19 protein-coding genes are annotated in these 16,803 nt (G+C 57.0%); 7 read left to right on the forward strand and 12 right to left on the reverse strand.

Annotation, left to right across the window (positions count from 1 at the left end):
• The first annotated feature begins 6 nt into the window (after positions 1-6).
• Genes NQT62_RS09590 through NQT62_RS09600 form a run of 3 tightly spaced genes read left to right on the forward strand, consistent with a single transcriptional unit; the run spans position 7 to position 1,873 of the window.
• A complete protein-coding gene (locus tag NQT62_RS09590; protein ID WP_256764499.1) occupies positions 7-540 on the forward strand; it encodes an FMN-binding protein in 534 nt (177 codons plus the stop codon).
• Positions 537-1,409, forward strand: a complete 873-nt coding sequence (locus tag NQT62_RS09595) for an FAD:protein FMN transferase (RefSeq protein ID WP_256764500.1) — start codon at positions 537-539, stop codon at positions 1,407-1,409. The genes NQT62_RS09590 and NQT62_RS09595 overlap by 4 nt, the downstream gene beginning before the upstream one ends.
• A complete protein-coding gene (locus NQT62_RS09600) occupies positions 1,406-1,873 on the forward strand; it encodes a DUF4405 domain-containing protein (RefSeq protein ID WP_256764501.1) in 468 nt (155 codons plus the stop codon). Before NQT62_RS09595 ends, NQT62_RS09600 begins: the two co-directional genes overlap by 4 nt.
• A gap of 14 nt (positions 1,874-1,887) precedes the next feature.
• Here the strand turns inward: NQT62_RS09600 and NQT62_RS09605 are convergent, their stop codons facing one another.
• The gene (locus NQT62_RS09605) at positions 1,888-3,078 is read right to left on the reverse strand and encodes a carbohydrate porin (protein ID WP_256764502.1); all 1,191 of its coding nucleotides are present in this window, start codon (positions 3,076-3,078) and stop codon (positions 1,888-1,890) included.
• Between the two features lie 151 nt (positions 3,079-3,229).
• Between NQT62_RS09605 and NQT62_RS09610 the strand changes: the two genes are divergently transcribed.
• Entirely contained in the window at positions 3,230-5,137 is a 1,908-nt protein-coding gene (locus tag NQT62_RS09610; RefSeq protein WP_256764503.1) for a cytochrome c, read from the forward strand.
• Here NQT62_RS09610 and NQT62_RS09615 read toward each other — a convergent pair.
• Both NQT62_RS09615 and bfr read right to left on the reverse strand, forming a co-directional pair.
• Complete coding sequence (locus NQT62_RS09615) at positions 5,112-5,318, reverse strand: (2Fe-2S)-binding protein (RefSeq protein WP_256764504.1); 207 nt, start codon at positions 5,316-5,318, stop codon at positions 5,112-5,114. The genes NQT62_RS09610 and NQT62_RS09615 overlap by 26 nt on opposite strands.
• Before the next feature lie 92 nt (positions 5,319-5,410).
• The gene (gene bfr / locus NQT62_RS09620; RefSeq protein ID WP_256764878.1) at positions 5,411-5,890 is read right to left on the reverse strand and encodes a bacterioferritin; all 480 of its coding nucleotides are present in this window, start codon (positions 5,888-5,890) and stop codon (positions 5,411-5,413) included.
• Positions 5,891-6,099: 209 nt separating this feature from the next.
• Here bfr and NQT62_RS09625 point away from each other — a divergent pair, with 209 nt between their 5' ends.
• Genes NQT62_RS09625 through NQT62_RS09635 form a run of 3 tightly spaced genes read left to right on the forward strand, consistent with a single transcriptional unit; the run spans position 6,100 to position 7,963 of the window.
• Positions 6,100-6,798, forward strand: coding sequence for an energy transducer TonB (locus NQT62_RS09625; RefSeq protein WP_256764505.1), 699 nt, complete (start codon positions 6,100-6,102; stop codon positions 6,796-6,798).
• A gap of 21 nt (positions 6,799-6,819) precedes the next feature.
• Positions 6,820-7,542, forward strand: a complete 723-nt coding sequence (locus NQT62_RS09630) for a MotA/TolQ/ExbB proton channel family protein (protein WP_256764506.1) — start codon at positions 6,820-6,822, stop codon at positions 7,540-7,542.
• A gap of 19 nt (positions 7,543-7,561) precedes the next feature.
• Entirely contained in the window at positions 7,562-7,963 is a 402-nt protein-coding gene (locus NQT62_RS09635) for an ExbD/TolR family protein (protein ID WP_256764507.1), read from the forward strand.
• A gap of 16 nt (positions 7,964-7,979) precedes the next feature.
• On the opposite strand, the gene NQT62_RS09640 is transcribed toward NQT62_RS09635, so the two are convergent.
• The 9 genes from NQT62_RS09640 to NQT62_RS09680 all read right to left on the reverse strand — a co-directional run bounded on the left by NQT62_RS09640 (position 7,980) and on the right by NQT62_RS09680 (position 16,645).
• Positions 7,980-10,580 carry a DUF6351 family protein gene (locus NQT62_RS09640; RefSeq protein ID WP_256764508.1) on the reverse strand — a complete coding sequence of 867 codons (2,601 nt, stop codon included), beginning with the start codon at positions 10,578-10,580 and terminating at the stop codon, positions 7,980-7,982.
• Positions 10,581-10,662: 82 nt separating this feature from the next.
• On the reverse strand, positions 10,663-11,841 hold the full coding sequence (locus tag NQT62_RS09645; RefSeq protein ID WP_256764509.1) for an ABC transporter ATP-binding protein: 1,179 nt from the start codon (positions 11,839-11,841) through the stop codon (positions 10,663-10,665).
• Positions 11,838-12,503, reverse strand: a complete 666-nt coding sequence (gene modB / locus NQT62_RS09650) for a molybdate ABC transporter permease subunit (RefSeq protein WP_256764511.1) — start codon at positions 12,501-12,503, stop codon at positions 11,838-11,840. The genes NQT62_RS09645 and modB overlap by 4 nt, the downstream gene beginning before the upstream one ends.
• A 4-nt stretch (positions 12,504-12,507) precedes the next feature.
• Positions 12,508-13,308 carry a molybdate ABC transporter substrate-binding protein gene (gene modA / locus NQT62_RS09655; RefSeq protein ID WP_256764512.1) on the reverse strand — a complete coding sequence of 267 codons (801 nt, stop codon included), beginning with the start codon at positions 13,306-13,308 and terminating at the stop codon, positions 12,508-12,510.
• 43 nt (positions 13,309-13,351) lie between these two features.
• Positions 13,352-13,729 carry a YqaA family protein gene (locus NQT62_RS09660; RefSeq protein ID WP_256764879.1) on the reverse strand — a complete coding sequence of 126 codons (378 nt, stop codon included), beginning with the start codon at positions 13,727-13,729 and terminating at the stop codon, positions 13,352-13,354.
• Positions 13,730-13,799: 70 nt separating this feature from the next.
• Positions 13,800-14,222 carry an organic hydroperoxide resistance protein gene (locus tag NQT62_RS09665; RefSeq protein WP_256764513.1) on the reverse strand — a complete coding sequence of 141 codons (423 nt, stop codon included), beginning with the start codon at positions 14,220-14,222 and terminating at the stop codon, positions 13,800-13,802.
• Positions 14,223-14,339: 117 nt separating this feature from the next.
• Positions 14,340-14,777 carry a MarR family winged helix-turn-helix transcriptional regulator gene (locus NQT62_RS09670; protein ID WP_256764514.1) on the reverse strand — a complete coding sequence of 146 codons (438 nt, stop codon included), beginning with the start codon at positions 14,775-14,777 and terminating at the stop codon, positions 14,340-14,342.
• Between the two features lie 64 nt (positions 14,778-14,841).
• On the reverse strand, positions 14,842-15,516 hold the full coding sequence (locus NQT62_RS09675) for a hypothetical protein (protein WP_256764515.1): 675 nt from the start codon (positions 15,514-15,516) through the stop codon (positions 14,842-14,844).
• A gap of 19 nt (positions 15,517-15,535) precedes the next feature.
• Positions 15,536-16,645, reverse strand: coding sequence for an alpha/beta fold hydrolase (locus NQT62_RS09680; protein WP_256764516.1), 1,110 nt, complete (start codon positions 16,643-16,645; stop codon positions 15,536-15,538).
• Between the last annotated feature and the right edge of the window lie 158 nt (positions 16,646-16,803).

The raw sequence follows: 16,803 nt of genomic DNA on the forward strand, positions 1-16,803 counted from the left end.
TGCACCGTGAACTTGAAAACAGGCTTGGCTTTGTGCAGTGCGCTGGCCTACGAGCAAGTGCACGCCGTGCAATACCTCAGTGTTGAACAGGCCCAAAAGGCCTTGTTCCCGGAGGCCACCAACTTTGCACAACAAGACTGGTTACTCACACCCAGCCAGGCACAGGACGTCCAGAAACGCTCTGGGCAAATGCCACGCGCCATGCACCTGCGGGTTTTTCAAGCCTGGCAAGGTGAACATCCACTGGGTTATGTGGTGCTGGATTCGGTCATTGGAAAGTTCGACTTGATTGATTATGCAGTGGCGATTGGTGCCGATGGTGCCGTTCGTCAGCTGGAGATTTTGACCTATCGGGAAAGCCATGGCTTTGAAATCCGCAATGCCGCTTGGCGGGCACAGTTTGCCGGCAAAACAGTGTTGAGTGATTTGCAAATCGGGCACGGCATTGCCAACATCAGCGGTGCAACCCTGTCATGTACACACGTGACGGATGGCGTGCGTCGCATCGCGGCGACAGCCCAAGTGGTACTGCGCAAATGAGGCGCCGCGCCCGCCCACTGCTGGGTACGCTGGTTGAAATCGGCGTGAAGTCCGATTTGCCGGACGATGCGTTCAACGCCCTGGTGAACCAGGCCTTTGCCCGGGTGGACCACATTCATCACTGCATGTCGTTTCACGACCCAAACAGTGAACTGAGCCAGATTAATCGACTGTCGCCGGGCCAAACGATGATGTTGTCCGAACACACCGCACAGGTGCTGAACAGCGCCTTGCAAATTGCGCAGTGGTCGGGGGGCCTGTTCAACCCAGGTGTGGCACCTCGATTGGTTGCCTGGGGATATTCTCCCCCTCCCGAACCCCGTATGCCGGCGTGCAGGGCCGTGGAGCAACTGTTTCAGATTCACGACCGCGTGTTAACCAAGACAGCATCTGGCTGGGTCGACCTGGGTGGTATCGCAAAAGGCTATGCGGTGGACCAGGCCTTGGCATTCTTGCGGGACACCGCATCCGAACACCCGGTGGATGGTGCGGTGGTGAACGCCGGCGGTGACTTGGCGGTTTTCGGTTTACCTGAATTTCCAGTGCTGATTCGCGACCCAGCCCAACCCAACCAAGCCTTGGGTACCCTTTATTTAAGCGACCAGGCCCTGGCAACCTCAGCCTGTTACTACAGCATGCGCCTGACTGAAGGCCAAACACGCAGCGCACTGGTCAACCCATGGACCCTGGAAGCGGTGACCACGGCACGCAGTGCATCCGTGCGTGCACCCACCTGCATGCTGGCCGATGCACTGACCAAAGTGGTCATCACCAGCGGTCATATCAACCACCCCTGGATGGAAACGCTGGGTGCCAAGGCATGCTTGCTACCAGAACCTGCGGACATGATTGCGCGCGGTTTATCATGAGAACCATGCAACACCAGCCTTCCACACCACCCAACAGCCTGCGCATTCCTGTCTGGAACCGGCGAGCCGTTTACGCCAGCCTGTTGGCGCTGGTCGTCACCGGTGGGCTCTGGTTGTTGGCCCATTACCTGCTGCGAACCCCCGGGGAGTATGGCGAACTGGTGCATCCACTTGAACCATGGTCCATGAAGCTGCATGGGGGTGCCGCCATGTTTGCCCTGTTTTTCACGGGCAGTATTTTGCATAGCCACATTCGGCGAGCCATTCGCTCTGGTCGGAACCGCGGAAGTGGATGGGCCATGGTGATTGTGCTTACCCTGCTCACACTCACTGGTTATTGGCTGTACTACTTCAGTTCGGAAGAAACACGGCCCATGGGTTCACTCATCCACTGGGCTGCAGGCACCGGTCTGTGTGCCCTGCTACTCACCCATGTGTGGATTGGGCGACAATCACGGCACTAAACCAGGCTCTTGGATCAAAACGACCATTTGGTTCGCAAGCCAGCCACCAGGATATCCGGCTGACCACTTTGGGCAGCGGGCTTGCGAATGAACTGGACATGAGAAGACACCAACAGAGAATCCAGAACACGCCATGCGTAGTACAGCTCCATATTCACCTCGGCACCCTGCCCCAAACCTTGCTGTGCCTCTGCTCGACTGGCTTTGAGCCCACCCAGGGCAAAACCGATGTAATCGCCGGGCCGCCCCCACATGGCCCCGGCCGACTCAACGCCGGTGGTGAGGATCTGATCAAAACGGGTGGTGCCTTTCAGCAATTGTCCTGCACGGCCGAACACAGTCCAGTGGGCAGACAGGGCATGGTGAAATGACAAGCCCAGGCCACGGTGCCGCTCAAGCTGGCCTGTGACCGCGTTCGGCACACACGGGTTTTGCCAGGCATACACTTCATAGCGCGCCAGGGGCGCTGCAGAATCACCGATTTCATATTGCCACTGTGCAATCGAAAATGGACTGCGCCGCAAACCATTGAATGTCGGCCCATTGCCACCACCGAAAAATCCGATGGACCCCGTGGATCGACGTTCACTCGATGGATTGGGCGTGAACGCCAGACGAAGGCCTGGCGAAAACCCATACACATCGGCACCCAAATCACCCCCCGCATCCAGCAGGGGGTTGTGCACAAAGGCATTGTTCAGAAAATGCTCACTCTCGTCGTCCGACTTCAGATTGGTGTCGAAAAACACAGTGGGGTCCATCTTCCCGACCGCCACGGAGAATGTGCCAGGGTTACCGGCCATGCCTGGCCCGGACATGGGTCGATCGAATTTTAACCACGACTGGGCCAACACCACTTGAAATTGATCTGGCGCATTGTAGTAACCAAAGGACACTGCATTGACGTCGTTGGTGAATGCATTGGGCAGGCGCGCGGAAAGGCTGGCACCACGGCCAAACCGAATGTGGTTAAACCATTCCGCGTTGAGCGACGTCAGGGTTTGTTCAATGTCCACGTCCCCCCGCACCGTGGTGTCGGTGCCCGATGGACTGGATGACCCAACCGCATGCTGAACCACACCGGTCAGCCCGCCACGAACCAGCAACGGCGACGATGCGTCATCAACCTGCGCATGAACCAGCGAACAACACCCCAGCAGCAAGAAGAAGCTGCCCCATCGTCTGTGTCCAAGTTGTTGCACCATGGTGATTGAGGGAGATCGGTTTGAACAGATGTTGCCGATGATATTGAACAATCACCGGCAGCGGCACAGTGTGGCGGTCGATGTCATGAAAAACTTGAACAGGGGGGTCAGCGTATACAATGGGGGCCCTGTCTCATTCAGAATCGCCGTCATGCGCAGCATCGCTCTTGCCTTACTCCTCGTTGTCACGGTTGGCCCGGCCAAGGCCACTCCTCGAACGTTGACCGATGCGGAACTGAAGGACCGGGTGCAGGCTTGTATCCTTTGCCATGGCGAGCAGGGCCGCGCTGGACCCGATGGCTATTTTCCGCGAATTGCTGGCAAACCAGCCGGTTACCTGTACAACCAGTTGATTGCTTTTCGCGACGGTGGGCGTGTACACGCTGCCATGAACAACATCGTGCAGCCACTGTCAAACGCAGCGTTGTGGGAAATGGCCAGCTACTTCTCGGCACAGCACCCACCCTACCCCAACCCGGCACCCAGCAAGGCATCCACCGCCGAACTGGAGCTGGGCAAACAGATTGTGACCCAAGGCTTGCCCGGCAAACAGGTGCCCGCCTGCGTCAATTGCCACGCGGCAGGGTTGATGGGTGTTGAACCTTACACCCCGGGCCTGCTGGGCTTGCCCAGAGACTATTTGACCGCACAAATCGGCAAATGGATGAATGGACAGCGGCATGCGGCAGAGCCCGATTGCATGGGTACCATCATCACGGCCCTGAGCAATCCAGAGATCAATGCAGCCACAGCCTACCTTGCTTCACGGCCAGTGCCCAAGGACACCACAGCAGCGCCGGCTGGCAGTGTGTCGTTTCCGATGGAATGCGGCACCCACACCCAAACCGCCAAACCCACCACGCACACCGTGTCGCCAGAGCCTGTTGAGCTGTCGCTGTTGACTGAATCGGAAAAGCGCGGCGCTTACCTCGCCCGTGCAGGCAATTGCATGGGTTGCCACACCAGCGAGCGCTCAAAACCCTACGCCGGCGGCAAGGGCATTCAGACCCCTTTTGGCATTGTGTATACCAGCAACTTGACACCAGCAGCCAATACCGGTTTGGGCAAGTGGACAGCCGACGATTTTTACAAGGCCATGCATGAGGGCATCTCGAAGAATGGTCATTATTTGTACCCGGCATTTCCATTCACCAGCTACACCCGCATGACCCGACAGGATGTTCATGACCTTTATCAGTACTTGCGTCGCATCAAGCCTGTGGAGCAAGCCACACCCAAAGCGCAGATGACATTTCCATTCAAACAGCGGCAGTTGATGACGGTGTGGCGAGCCCTCTATTTTCGGGGCGGAGAATACACCCCGGACCCCCGACAAACCGCGCAATGGAACCGCGGCGCTTATCTGGTCAACGGACCTGGCCATTGTGCGGCCTGCCATACACCCCGCAATTCGCTGGGTGGTTTGAAATCCGATCAACATCTTGGTGGTGGCACCATTCCAGTTCTCAATTGGTTTGCACCGGCACTGAATGCACACCCCAGAGATGGTCTCGGTCAGTGGTCCATCAGTGATCTGGTCGACTATTTGGGGAGCGGAAAAAACAGGGACAGGGCTGTGACCGGTCCCATGTCCGAGGTGGTGGCCCACAGTCTGCAGTTTCTGAATCGCACTGACCTGGAGGCCATGGCGGTGTATTTGAAATCATTGCCAGCGCAATCGCCCGATGAAAAATCCAACACCGTTGTGGCGCGCCAAAACCTGGAACCGTTGCTGCGCAAAGGCGAAACGGTTTACCAACAACACTGTGTGGATTGCCATGGCTCGCAGGGAGAAGGAAAAACCGGCGCGTACCCACGGCTGGCAGGCAACAGTGGCGTGATTGCGCCCAACCCGGCCAATGCTATCCGAATGGTCTTGAATGGTGGGTTTTCACCCAGCACGCGTGACAACCCGGTGCCCCATGGCATGCCCCCCTACCGGGGCGAGCTCAGTGATGCGGATGTGGCTGCGGTGGTGAGTTATGTGCGGCAAAGTTGGGGCAATTCTGCCTCAGCCGTGTCCGGCAGTGAGGTTAACCGACTGCGCAGTGTTCAGTGAGGGCTTTGGCCTGAACCACCGCGGCATGGGCCTGGAGTTCAGCCTGGCAATGCCCACGGCATTGACCGCAACCAGAGCAAGCACCTGTTTTCATGGTGATGTCGTCCACCGACTGGCACCCTTCACGCACGGCTTGGGCAATCGCTCGGTCACTCACGTTGGCACAAATACAGACAATCACGGTAGGCTCCACTGGGGGAATTTGATTAAATAATAATGATTCGCATTACTATAATCAAGACCCCCAGTAGAGTTTTCTGTCAAATCCCGTGATTAACTGCCCTGAACACCCATCATGGACTGTTCAAAATTCTGCAACCCCACCCGATCAATCAAGCCCAGCTGGGTTTCCAGCCAATCGATGTGCTCTTCAGTGTCTTCCAGAATTTCCTTGAGCAAATCGCGGGACACAAAATCTTTTTCAGCCTCGGCCGTGATGATGCCGTCCTTGATGGTGGCCTGCGCAGCGGTTTCCATTTTGAGGTCACTGTCCAGAATTTCCCGGGTGTTTTCACCAATCATCAATTTACCGAGGTCTTGCAAATTCGGCAGACCATCCAGCATGAGCACCCGTTCGATTAACTTGTCGGCATGCTTCATTTCCCCGATGGACTCCTCGTATTCCTTTTTCTTCAGCACCTCCAGCCCCCAATTTCCGAAAATCCGGGAATGAAGAAAATACTGATTAATGGCGGTCAATTCGTTTTTCAGTTGTGCATTGAGCGCGGCAATGACTTTGGCAGACCCTTTCATGGCAATTCCTTGAATGTGGACAATCACGAATACACGAAGTGTACCGGCATGCATGCGCCGCACACAAACACGATGTTGAGTACAGGCGAATTATTGCAAATGAGAATTATTTGCAATATGATATGTGCCCTGTCGCGTTGAAATTGTTACACTGACGCCGTGTTGCCTCGCGCACACGATTCCGAGCTGAACCCCGAATTGAAGTCTGTATGCGTTTTGCACTGCCTGAAAAAACCATGCCACCTGCACATCAAGCAGAGCCGCCACAAGCCCTGATTTTGGGCAGTGTGGTGCTGGTGCATCTGTTGGTATTGCTGTGGGTGGGGCGGCAGGTGCACATCGCGCAGCCCACCCTCACACAGCCCAGTGTAGAAGGCGTGCTGATTGCCATAGAACCTGCGCCCAAAGCGTCGGCAACACCTCAGCCTGCACCACCCAAGGACGTGGTGAAACCAAAACCCGCTGCAAAACCGGTCAAGCAGGAACAGCCAAAGCCAAGTACCCCCGCAATCGCGCCTGCGATTGCCCCAGAACCGGCACCGTTGACCGCAGCCACTGCACCTGCACAACCACAGGCTCAAGCCGTGAGCCCGAGTGCGCCACCACAGGACACACAAACCATTACCCCACCGCGCACCGATGCAGCGCACCTGAACAATCCCCCCCCAGCGTACCCCGCCTTGTCGCGTCGCTTGGGTGAACAGGGCCGTGTGCTGGTGGATGTTTATATTTTGCCCGACGGCAGCGTGGGCGACCTGAAACTGAACAAGTCCAGCGGCTTTGGCCGTCTGGATGATGCAGCCATGACGGCCGTCAAGCAATGGAAATTCGTCCCCGCCAAACGCGGGGGTCAACCGATTGCATTCTGGTATGTGCAGCCGGTGTCATTTGTACTGAACAGCCATTAAATTCAAGAAGGAAACCGTGGTATGGATAGCAACCCTTACGGATTGGCAGCCATGTGGGCACAAGGCGATTGGGTCATCAAGGCCGTCGCTCTGGTCCTGTTGGTCATGTCGATTGCCTCATGGACCGTCATCGTGGCCCGCAGCCTGCGACTGATCAGCATCAAAAAAGCAGCTGCGGCAGTGGACCAGTTTTGGCACACCCACAGCTTTGCAGAAGGTTTGCAGGTGTTGGGAAAAGTCAGCGGAAACCCCTTTCTCAACCTCGCCATGGAGGCACAGGCTGCGGTCAACCACCACACCACCAACCAGGATGACCTGCATGGCCAGATGAACCTAGCCGACTGGCTGAGCGAAGCCCTGCGAGGCGCCATGGACGACGCGGTGGAACGTTTGCAAGCCGGTCTGTCGATTTTGGCATCGGTGGGTTCTACTGCACCGTTTGTTGGATTGTTTGGCACGGTTTGGGGCATTTATCACGCCTTGGTGGGCATTGGAGTGTCTGGCCAGGCCAGCATTGACAAGGTTGCAGGCCCGGTGGGCGAAGCACTGATCATGACCGCCTTTGGTTTGGCAGTCGCCATCCCTGCCGTGCTGGGGTACAACGCCCTGACCCGAGGGAACAAGGGGGTGGTGGGTCGTCTGAACCGGTTTTCTCGCCAGTTGCATGCCTACTTCCTCACCGGCTCGCCGCTGAAAAAAGATTCAGCCGTGCGCACGGTTCCCCTGCAGCGGCAAGGCAACTAAGGGAAAGGGAAACACAGCCATGGCCATGAATGCCTACGATGACGATGAAATCAGTGAAATCAACATGACCCCTTTGGTCGATGTCATGTTGGTGCTGCTGATTATTTTCATGATTACCGTGCCGGTGATTACTCACTCCGTGAAGGTGGATCTGCCGCAGGCCAGCCAGCAACCCACAGACATCAAACCCGAGGTGGTAACCCTAACCGTGAAAAAGGACGGTGCACTGCTGTGGAATGACGATGCGCTGGACTTACCAGCGCTGGAAGGTCGACTGAAGGCAGCAGCCGCCCAAACCACGCAACCGGAGTTGCGCATTCAAGGCGATCGCCATGTGGAGTACGAAAAGGTGGTGCAGGTGATGGCCGCCGCACAACGCGCCGGCCTTCAGAAACTGGGGTTCATCACGCAACCCCACTAAGTATAGCGTGCTCCAATCAGCGGAATGCCGCTGAATACCAGCCCTGCTGCGACAGGGCTGGACGCATTGGCAGGGGCGTACCCGCCACCACCTTTTCAGTGGCGGTGCCGTACTTCAGCCAGGTTTCCGTGCGGCGAACACCCACCGGCTCTTTCGTGAAGTCACACACACCTTGCGGGAAAATGGCTTTCACCTTGGCTGCAAAAGCGGCTGCATCGGTAATGGCGGGCACACCGGTGTAATCCTTTGCATCCACTGGTTTCAGTTGACACTTGTTGGTCAGTGTCTGGATGTTATCGCCCGCCACCGTGCGTGGCGTTCCAAACCGGGTTTGAAGAATCAGTTGCTGCAGATTGCTCAACGGGCCAGTCAGCTGGCCCGACTGCCCAGTCGGGTCATACGCTGAAAAATCAACGCCACACACCTGGTTGGCGACCGCATCAAAGATTTGACCGGCCTCCGGCGGTGGCGCTGGAACCTGGTTCGAGGCTGTTCCGGGTATCAACGGACGTGGGTAAAACAGGTTTCCGCTGAGCGGCACGAACGGACCATCCTGGGCATACAGGCTTTGGGCTGACAAGCACTTGTCCCGTGCAGCCGCCGGCTTGTCGGCCACCACTTTCTCAGCCAGGGGCTTGTTGCTGGTGTCGGCTTCAATGGCGCTCAGCCAACGGTCCATCACCAACAATGCTTCGGTGCTGTAGGTGCTGTCGCCCGCCAACACAATTTGGCCGAACCAGATCACCTGGTTGTTGAAGTGGCCTTGCTTCGCTTTCAGCCGGGCGCGCATTTGCCAGCTGTGGTAAGCATCATGAGCAATACCCGGGTCAGGTCCCCGCAGGTCGATGATGGGGATGGTGCTCAGGTTTTCCGCGGTATTGATGGCGCCGGTTTTGTAGGCATTCGAAATCGCGAACACATCGCCCAAGGTACGCTCGGGCTGACGTTTCACATCCACGCTGAAACCACCGATATTCTTGTTCAAATCCAGGAACTGGTCAGGGGTAATCAAGCCCTGTTTCAAGGCACCCAAACCATACTGAACACCAATATTGTCCAGCGGAAGGCCGGTGAAGCCCCGTCCAATTTTTTTCTCATTGGCAGACCATCGTTCCGGTGGACGGGAGCCAAACTGGGTGTTCATGTAGTCAATCAAACCGCAGCGCAAACCACCAGGGTTGTTGACCGGGTCATATTGCGTGGCTGCGCCGCGCAGGCCAGGGCAATCGGCTTGTGTGGGGTACGCGCTGGGGAAAAACGCCAAGTCAGACACCACCGGGTTCACAGGCAAATGCCCATACACAGCCGGATATTGAACAATCGGAATGAAGTTCCGGTTGTAGCTGGGAAACTGTGCAGAGTCTTCCTGCGGATTGGCACCCGGGTAGCGGTGACCAAAGTAGGTGTTCAGCAGGTTGTATTCCGCAAACTGGGTGGCCGTGGTCCACACATCCGGGTATGAGCACTGCACGATGATGCCCTGGTAAATACCTGGGTAAGCATTGGCAATGTGCTGCTGGGCAATGGCACCGCCCGAGCACCCGGTGCCGATGGTATAACGCAACTCGCCGTACTGCTCGACAATGCGCTCCTTGGCCATCATCAGCGATTCGGCAGCGGTCACCAGGTTCACGTTGTGACCCAGGTTGGCCAGTGCGGTGGACAAGGTCACAAAGCCTCTCCCCAGGGCAACCGTGATGCTGTCACCCAGCACGAACTCCAGACCATCGGGCGCAGTGCCCGAAATATCTCCATTGGGCGGATTGCCGGGCCCATAGGTCACGCCCACGTTGCCACCATGGTGAATCAACAGTTTGCGGTTCCACTGCGGCTGGGGTTTCCAGGGCTCCCAGCCATCCTTGGGGTTGTACAGCGACATGATCTGGTATCGGTCGCGGTTTTGAAATCCACGCTCCACCCGCACAATAAACGGTAAGGTCACACCCGTTTCGGTGGTGGTGGTTGCAATCTCGGAGTCAGCCGGCGGGTTTTGCGGATCGTAAGGCAAGAAGGTGGGCGCAAACTCTTGTTTGGCAGGGTCAGACTTGGTCAACACATGCTGCAACTGGTTGGCTGGCAGATACTTGAAACTGTATTCGGCCGGCTGATCGCACTGAGCATTCATGGCCTTCTCATTGGTGCAGGTCCACGGTTGAACCTGAGGGCCAGAAAATACCGGGCCACCGTTGGGGTGGTTCACCACGGTGGTCAACAGGTTTTTACCGCCCTTGAGTTTGGCCACAATCCGGGTTTCGCCCAGCGGAAGATTGTCCACACGGCCCATGTAACGGCCATTGCTGCGCAAGGCAAAACGGTCACTCACATCCACCGTGCCAGCCATCACCTTGACGCCCTGAAGGTCGGCTGGATCATCGGCTTTGATTTCCAGCAAGGCATCGCCCCCGCTGATCAGGTCAGACCGATTCGACAACACCAGTATGCCGGGAAAAAACTGCTCTTCCTGGGGTGTGGTGGGGCCACCTCCGCCACCATTTTCAGTGGGGGTGGTGGGTGTTCCGTTGCCAGACAAATTGGCGACAGATGAGCCGTCGCCCATGCAGGCTGACAGCAGGATCAGGCTGCCCAGAGCCCAGGCGCGTGTGATGTGGTTTTTCATATTGTTGTGTGTGTGTGGGTTGTCTCCATGACGTGGTACTGAACATACCCAAAACCCGATTCACATCAACAGTTTGCAAACGTCAATTCTTTGACACATCGACCAGGTTTTGGTCTGCTTTCTTGGGCATGATGTGGACGGACTGCAAATTCATGCTGACCCACAGGGACTGCCCCCGGTGAAGGCCAGGCCGCTGGGGCCCGGACACCACCAAACGAAAACGCAAGCCGACATGCTCGGACAACCCCAACTCGACCAAACTGAGTTCACCCAAGTCCCGCAACTGCAACACCTCGACGGGAAACACCTCGACTGATGCATCGCCCAGGCGATGAACCGGCAGGGTGTGGTGCAGTTCCAGCGCATCGGGATGAACCACCCAGCTCACCGGAAAATTGGCGGGAATTTTCCCTTTGTCCAAAACCTGCAAAACTGGACCTGCCGCATCCAAGCCGTCGTCGGGCTTGCTCAACCATCGAAGTTGCCCACGGCCATCCGCTGGCCCTGGCCCCAGCCACACACCATGAAATCGGTTTTGAATACCCACCAGGTCTGCCACGCGGGAATTTCGGGGGCGTTGATGAACTTCGGCTGGTGCGCCTTCCTGCAACACTTCACCGCCATCCAGCACCACCAGCTTGTCGCCCAGGTGACGGGCCTCCTGCAGGTCATGGGTCACCAACACCATCGGAATATTCAAAGCTTGGCGAAGATCAGCCAGCAGCCCGTACAGCGCCTGTCGGTTCATGGAGTCCACCGCTGAAAATGGCTCATCCAGCAACAGCAATTGTGGACGACGGGCCAGCGCACGGGCCATGGCCACTCGCTGCTGCTGCCCACCAGACAGTGCCGCTGGCTTGCGGTGAATTTCATCCCCCGTCAGCTTGACTCTGCCCAGCCATTCAATGGCGGCATGACGGCGCTGTGCCGGGCGCAGGTGCATCAACGCCAGCGCCACATTGTCAATGGCGGTGAGGTGTGGCATCAGCGCATAGTCTTGAAACACCAAACCCACGCGTCGTTCCTGGGGTGTCTTGAAAACGCCAGACTGCAGGTCCATCCAGACCTCACCCTGCACCTGCATCAAACCGGAATCCGGGCGCATCAAACCCGCCATCACACGCAGCATGGAGGACTTGCCCGCACCCGATGGACCCACCAACACGAGGAGTTCACCTGGCCGACAACTGAAAGCGCCCTTCAGGCGCATGGGATGAGCCTGGTTGACGTTCAGGACAAGGCCTTGCGGTGCATTGCTCATGCTAAACGCCTTTTCCTGCGACCCGACAGCGCCAGTGACATGACCACCGCAACCATCGAAAACAGCAACAACACCAGCGACATGCGGTTGGCGGCAGCCAGATCAAAGGCTTGGACTTGGTCATAAATGGCAATGGCCAGCGTTCGTGTTTCGCCGGGAATGTTGCCCCCAATCATCAACACCACACCAAATTCTCCCAAGGTGTGTACGAAGGTGAGCACCAATGCAGACAGAATGCCGGGCCACGCCAAAGGCAATTCAATCCGCAAAAAAATTTCCCACTGCGAGAGACCGCTGACCTGGGCCGCCTCATTCAGACTGTGGGGAATGGATTCAAAAGCCCGTTGAATGGGCTGCACCATGAAAGGAATGTTGAACAACACAGAAGCCAGCAACAAACCAGAGAAAGTGAAGGTGAGGGATACACCCAAGGACTGAAGCCACGAACCCACAACGCTGTTGCCCCCAACAGCGACCAACAGGTAATAACCCATGACCGTGGGTGGCAATACCAAAGGCAATAGCACGGCCGCCTCCACCCACACCCGGCCACGCCATGGTGTTTTAGACAACCAACGCCCCAGCAACAGCCCCAAAGGCAGCAACACCGCCAAGGTGCCCAGCGCCAGTTGAATCGAGACTCGGAAAGCGGACCAGTCCATGGATTTACTCGTAACCGAACTGGCGCAACACCGCCTTGCCCTGCGCAGTTTGTACAAAGGCCACAAACGCTCGACTGGCCTCGGTGGAGCGAACCAGCACCATGCCCTGCTGCAGGGGCCGGTGTTGGTTGCGGTCAATCAATACATAGTGGGTAGCCTGCGCCAATTGCGGGGCCAAGGCCAGCGACAAGGCCACCAAACCACCCTGCGCGGCCCCAGTGGACACAAACTGCGCAGCCTGGGAAATGTTTTCACCCAACACCAGCTTGGGTTGAATGACTTGCCAAAGCCCAGCTTTTTCAAGCGTTTCCTGCGCACGCAGACCATACGGTGCCAACTGCGGGTTGGCAATGGCAAAGCGAGAAAGGCGACCGTCTGCCATGGCGGCTTTTAAATCACCCAGGGTCGAATCGGCCTTCAGCAAAGTGGATGCGTCGGCACCGGAACGCCCTTTGGGCAGGAGTAACACCAAGCGCCCTTCAGCATACTGAATGACAGGGCCAGGCACCACGCGATCGTCCACCAGCTTTTGGGGAAACTCCAAGTCAGCCGCCATGAACACATCGAACGGTGCTCCCTGGCGTATCTGGCTGTAAAACTGGCCACTGGCACCGTACACCGCGCGCACGGTGTGGCCCGTTGCTTTTTCAAAGCGCGCGGAGAGCTCGTCCATGGCGTATCGCAGGGTGGCTGCTGTCGCCACCGTGACCGTATCGGCCAGGGCATGCAGTGGGGCCAGCGGCAATCCAATCAACAGCAGGGCTCTAACCCAGCGAACGGCTTGGGCAATCAGGGGCATGTTCATTCACAGGGTGATGGCACTTGCACATTGTGCCGATGCGGGCTGCCTAAAACCAGTTCACACTGTAATTTGATGCACAAATGACAAGACCGTAACGTGCAGCCTTGCCGACAGCCACCAAGGCAAGAAACGGCCAGAAAGGCACGCGCAACACGCCGGCAACGAAGGTCAGCGGGTCGCCCACCACCGGCAACCACGCAAAGAGCAGGCTCCAGCGCCCGTACCGATTGAATGTCTGGGTCACGCGGTCCAATTGGTCCGCCTTGAACACAAACCAACGGCGATCCTGGAAATGCAGGAGCCAACGCCCCAGCGCATAGTTGATGACAGAACCCAGGGTATTGCCGGCCGTTGCAACCAACAGCAGGGCCCACACGGGTTTGCCCTCGCGAACGAGGGCAAACAGCACCGCTTCAGACCCCATGGGCAGCAAGGTTGCCGCCACCAGGGCCGAAAAAAACAGCGCGAGGTAAGCCAACTAATGCCGAGCCCGCTTAAACCAGCGTGAGCTTTACATCCACATTGTTGCGAGTGGCGTTGGAGTATGGGCACACCTGGTGCGCTTTCTCGACCAGCGCATGCGCTGCGTTAGCATCCAGCCCTTCCAGCTTGATCTTCAATTCCACATCAATGGCAAAGCCCACGCCTTTGGGGTTACCGCCAATGCCGACCACCGCGGTGATTTCGGGCTCGACGGGTAGGCTGATTTTGTCCTGGCCGGCCACAAACTTGATGGCACCAATGAAACAGGCCGAGTAACCGGCTGCAAACAGTTGCTCGGGGTTGGTGCCCGGGCCGCCGTTGCCACCCAATTCCTTGGGTGTGCTCAGGGCAACCGACAAACGCCCGTCATTCGTGGCTGACTTGCCTTCGCGGCCGCCGGTGGATGTGGCTTGTGTGGAGTAAACAACTTGCATGGTGGCTCCTGTGGATGAATGAATCAGGGTTGTTGGGGAGTGGAACTGCCACTCAGGTTGCAAATGTTATCGCGATAACGATATGGTTGCAAGGACGGTGTGTCCCAAACGGTTCAATCAGGTTGATTGGATCTTGGCGCGCAGTTCGTCCAGTTCAGCCTTCAGCCGCAACAAATGTTCAGTGCTGATGCCGCACTTTTCAAACAGACACCGGTTAACCATCAAGGCCTGTTCACGCAGGGCACGGCCCATGTCGGTCAAATGGATTTTGAGTTGACGTTCATCTTGACTGCTGCGTTCCCGGGTGAGCAAACCCTGATCGGCCATGCGCTTGAGCACCGGTGTTAAAGCCCCAGGTTGCTGGCCCAAGTGGCGGGCAATATTGATCAAACTCAAGCCGTCTTCTTTCCACAGAATGAGCATGACCAGGTACTGGGGATAAGTCAGCCCAATCGGTTCCAGCAAAGGCTTGTAAAACTGCGTGATGGCCAACGATGTGGAATACACGGAAAAACAGAGTTGGTTGTCCAGCGACAGGGGATCGTGATCAGCCATGACAGTGGGAAGATGTTTTCATTTTTAGATGGCCCAACGGTAACACAATCCAGTCCGCATGGATTTACAAGCGGTCCACTGCACGCGCAATTGCAAAGGCTCGTTCTTGCGGCCCGGTCACTTTCAGGGCAGTCAACAAGTCCGGTTGACCCAACAGTTTGTGTAGCAGGCGCGAGAAATCGTAAGGGGTGCCCTTCTCCACCGATCGCATTTTCATGAGGCCGATCTGGAAAGCGGGGCGATACTTGGGGTAGTAGCGCTCCACATGCGACAACGCAAACACATCGGCATACAACTCTTGCCGCTGGGCACGTTCTACCGGGCCGAAATCAATCTGTTCTTTGAACTGCACGCAGTGGCCTGACTCGTGCGCAAAAAACGCCTCATACACCACTTTCTTGGGCAAGCCTTCAAAAAACTGCAGGTAATGCTCAAAGCTGTGCCACGAGGTGTCTTTGGGATTAATGAAAAAGGTGCAGGTCCGGTTGGCCGGTGTGTACTGCGTCATCAACGCCGATTCATAGGGCGTGGATTCATGGAGCATTTTGAACTGCACACGGTAGCCGTGCATGTTGCCGTAACCACGGGCCACCGCTCCCGCCACTTGGTCGATGAGTGCGGCATCGTCAAAATTCTGAAAGCCGTTGGCTTGCGCGCCCAGGGGCAGCAGGCAGAGCACGCTGGCCACCCCTGCTGCGCAAACCACGGTGTTCAACACTGCCCATGACGTGTGTCGCATGGGTTTGAGTGTACCGGCTTCAGGACTGGGCGTTGATCCAGCTCACGGTTTTGGCCCAAATGGTGTGGGGTGCATCTTTGCCGCTCATGATGGCAATGTGGCCACCTGGGCCGATGAAAAACTCTTTGGCGTCCGAACCCACCACATTCACGATGGCCTTGCAGCAACTGACATTGGCCAGGTTGTCGGATTTACCGGCCACACCCAGCACTGGGCATTGAATGTCCGCAAAATAAGCCACCTGTTTGCCCACCTTGAACTGTCCGCGGGCCGTTTCGTTTTCCAGCCAAATGCTGCAAAACCAGTCGCGCAGCGCACCACCCGGGTAGGCTTCCAGGCTGTCGATAAAGGCCGCCTGGTTGGCATGCTGGGCCACATAGTCGCGGTTGTCCAACTGGGTAAACAGGCTCCAATAGCCTTTCAGGCTACCCACCGGGTCCAGCAATTTGAAACCGATCACGTTGGCCCAGCCCGGTGTGTACAGCAGCTTGGCTGGCACTTTGCGGAAATTCAACCGGGCTGTTTTCAGCACATGGGCCAGTTTTTGATACTGCTTGCCAATGGCGCCATTCGCATGGCCATCAATCGGCGTGCCGTAGGTCACAATGCTGTGGATGTCGGTATCCTTGAACAGAGCCGTGTACGCCAGCACCATGCCACCGCCCATGCTCCAACCCTGCAGGTTCAGTTTCCGGGAGCCCGAGTGTTCGCGGACGGCTTTCAGGCAATCGGGCAAAAAATCGGCGATGTAATCATTCAAGGTCAGCCCCGCCTGTTTGCGGGTTGGGCAACCCCAATCGACCAGGTACACATCGAAACCCTGCGCCATGAGGTAACGAACCAGGCTGCGCTCGGGCAACAGGTCGTAGACGTACATGTTGACGGCCAATGGTGCAACCAGCACCAACGGGATCGGGTTGCGGGTTTTGCTGACCGGCACCACCGATTCGCCCACCACAATCTCATCCTCGGTCAGTGGCAGGTAATGCCGCACTTGGTGAATGCCTCGCTCGTGCACCACCTCAAAAGGCTGCAAACCAGCGCGCACCATGGTTTTGGCTTTGAACAGGCGGTCCCAGCCATTGTTGGACATGGAACTGATGCGACGAAGACTGAGGGAATTGGCCATGGCGATGATGTCTTTGAGTGATGTCTCTGGGTAACGGCGGACTGGTCTTGTGGGGGGCCAGCCTCGGGTTAAAACTTGCGGGATTGTTGCAGATTTCAGCCAGGCAATTTGGTGGCTCAACTCTAAAGTTACCCCAAGGTTACTTAAATCGCGGCAAA

The organism is Limnobacter humi, from assembly GCF_024518835.1.
GTDB classification, from domain to species: domain Bacteria; phylum Pseudomonadota; class Gammaproteobacteria; order Burkholderiales; family Burkholderiaceae_B; genus Limnobacter; species Limnobacter humi.

What these genes read in the sequence shown, in the direction of transcription:
- NQT62_RS09595 (WP_256764500.1), top strand. Translation starts at nt 537, where the DNA reads ATGAGGCGCCGCGCCCGCCCACTGCTGGGTACGCTGGTTGAAATCGGC.
- NQT62_RS09600 (WP_256764501.1), top strand. Translation starts at nt 1,406, where the DNA reads ATGAGAACCATGCAACACCAGCCTTCCACACCACCCAACAGCCTGCGC.
- NQT62_RS09605 (WP_256764502.1), bottom strand. Translation starts at nt 3,078, where the DNA reads ATGGTGCAACAACTTGGACACAGACGATGGGGCAGCTTCTTCTTGCTG.
- NQT62_RS09610 (WP_256764503.1), top strand. Translation starts at nt 3,230, where the DNA reads ATGCGCAGCATCGCTCTTGCCTTACTCCTCGTTGTCACGGTTGGCCCG.
- bfr (WP_256764878.1), bottom strand. Translation starts at nt 5,890, where the DNA reads ATGAAAGGGTCTGCCAAAGTCATTGCCGCGCTCAATGCACAACTGAAA.
- NQT62_RS09625 (WP_256764505.1), top strand. Translation starts at nt 6,100, where the DNA reads ATGCGTTTTGCACTGCCTGAAAAAACCATGCCACCTGCACATCAAGCA.
- NQT62_RS09630 (WP_256764506.1), top strand. Translation starts at nt 6,820, where the DNA reads ATGGATAGCAACCCTTACGGATTGGCAGCCATGTGGGCACAAGGCGAT.
- NQT62_RS09635 (WP_256764507.1), top strand. Translation starts at nt 7,562, where the DNA reads ATGGCCATGAATGCCTACGATGACGATGAAATCAGTGAAATCAACATG.
- NQT62_RS09640 (WP_256764508.1), bottom strand. Translation starts at nt 10,580, where the DNA reads ATGAAAAACCACATCACACGCGCCTGGGCTCTGGGCAGCCTGATCCTG.
- NQT62_RS09645 (WP_256764509.1), bottom strand. Translation starts at nt 11,841, where the DNA reads ATGAGCAATGCACCGCAAGGCCTTGTCCTGAACGTCAACCAGGCTCAT.
- modB (WP_256764511.1), bottom strand. Translation starts at nt 12,503, where the DNA reads ATGGACTGGTCCGCTTTCCGAGTCTCGATTCAACTGGCGCTGGGCACC.
- modA (WP_256764512.1), bottom strand. Translation starts at nt 13,308, where the DNA reads ATGAACATGCCCCTGATTGCCCAAGCCGTTCGCTGGGTTAGAGCCCTG.
- NQT62_RS09660 (WP_256764879.1), bottom strand. Translation starts at nt 13,729, where the DNA reads ATGGGGTCTGAAGCGGTGCTGTTTGCCCTCGTTCGCGAGGGCAAACCC.
- NQT62_RS09665 (WP_256764513.1), bottom strand. Translation starts at nt 14,222, where the DNA reads ATGCAAGTTGTTTACTCCACACAAGCCACATCCACCGGCGGCCGCGAA.
- NQT62_RS09670 (WP_256764514.1), bottom strand. Translation starts at nt 14,777, where the DNA reads ATGGCTGATCACGATCCCCTGTCGCTGGACAACCAACTCTGTTTTTCC.
- NQT62_RS09675 (WP_256764515.1), bottom strand. Translation starts at nt 15,516, where the DNA reads ATGCGACACACGTCATGGGCAGTGTTGAACACCGTGGTTTGCGCAGCA.
- NQT62_RS09680 (WP_256764516.1), bottom strand. Translation starts at nt 16,645, where the DNA reads ATGGCCAATTCCCTCAGTCTTCGTCGCATCAGTTCCATGTCCAACAAT.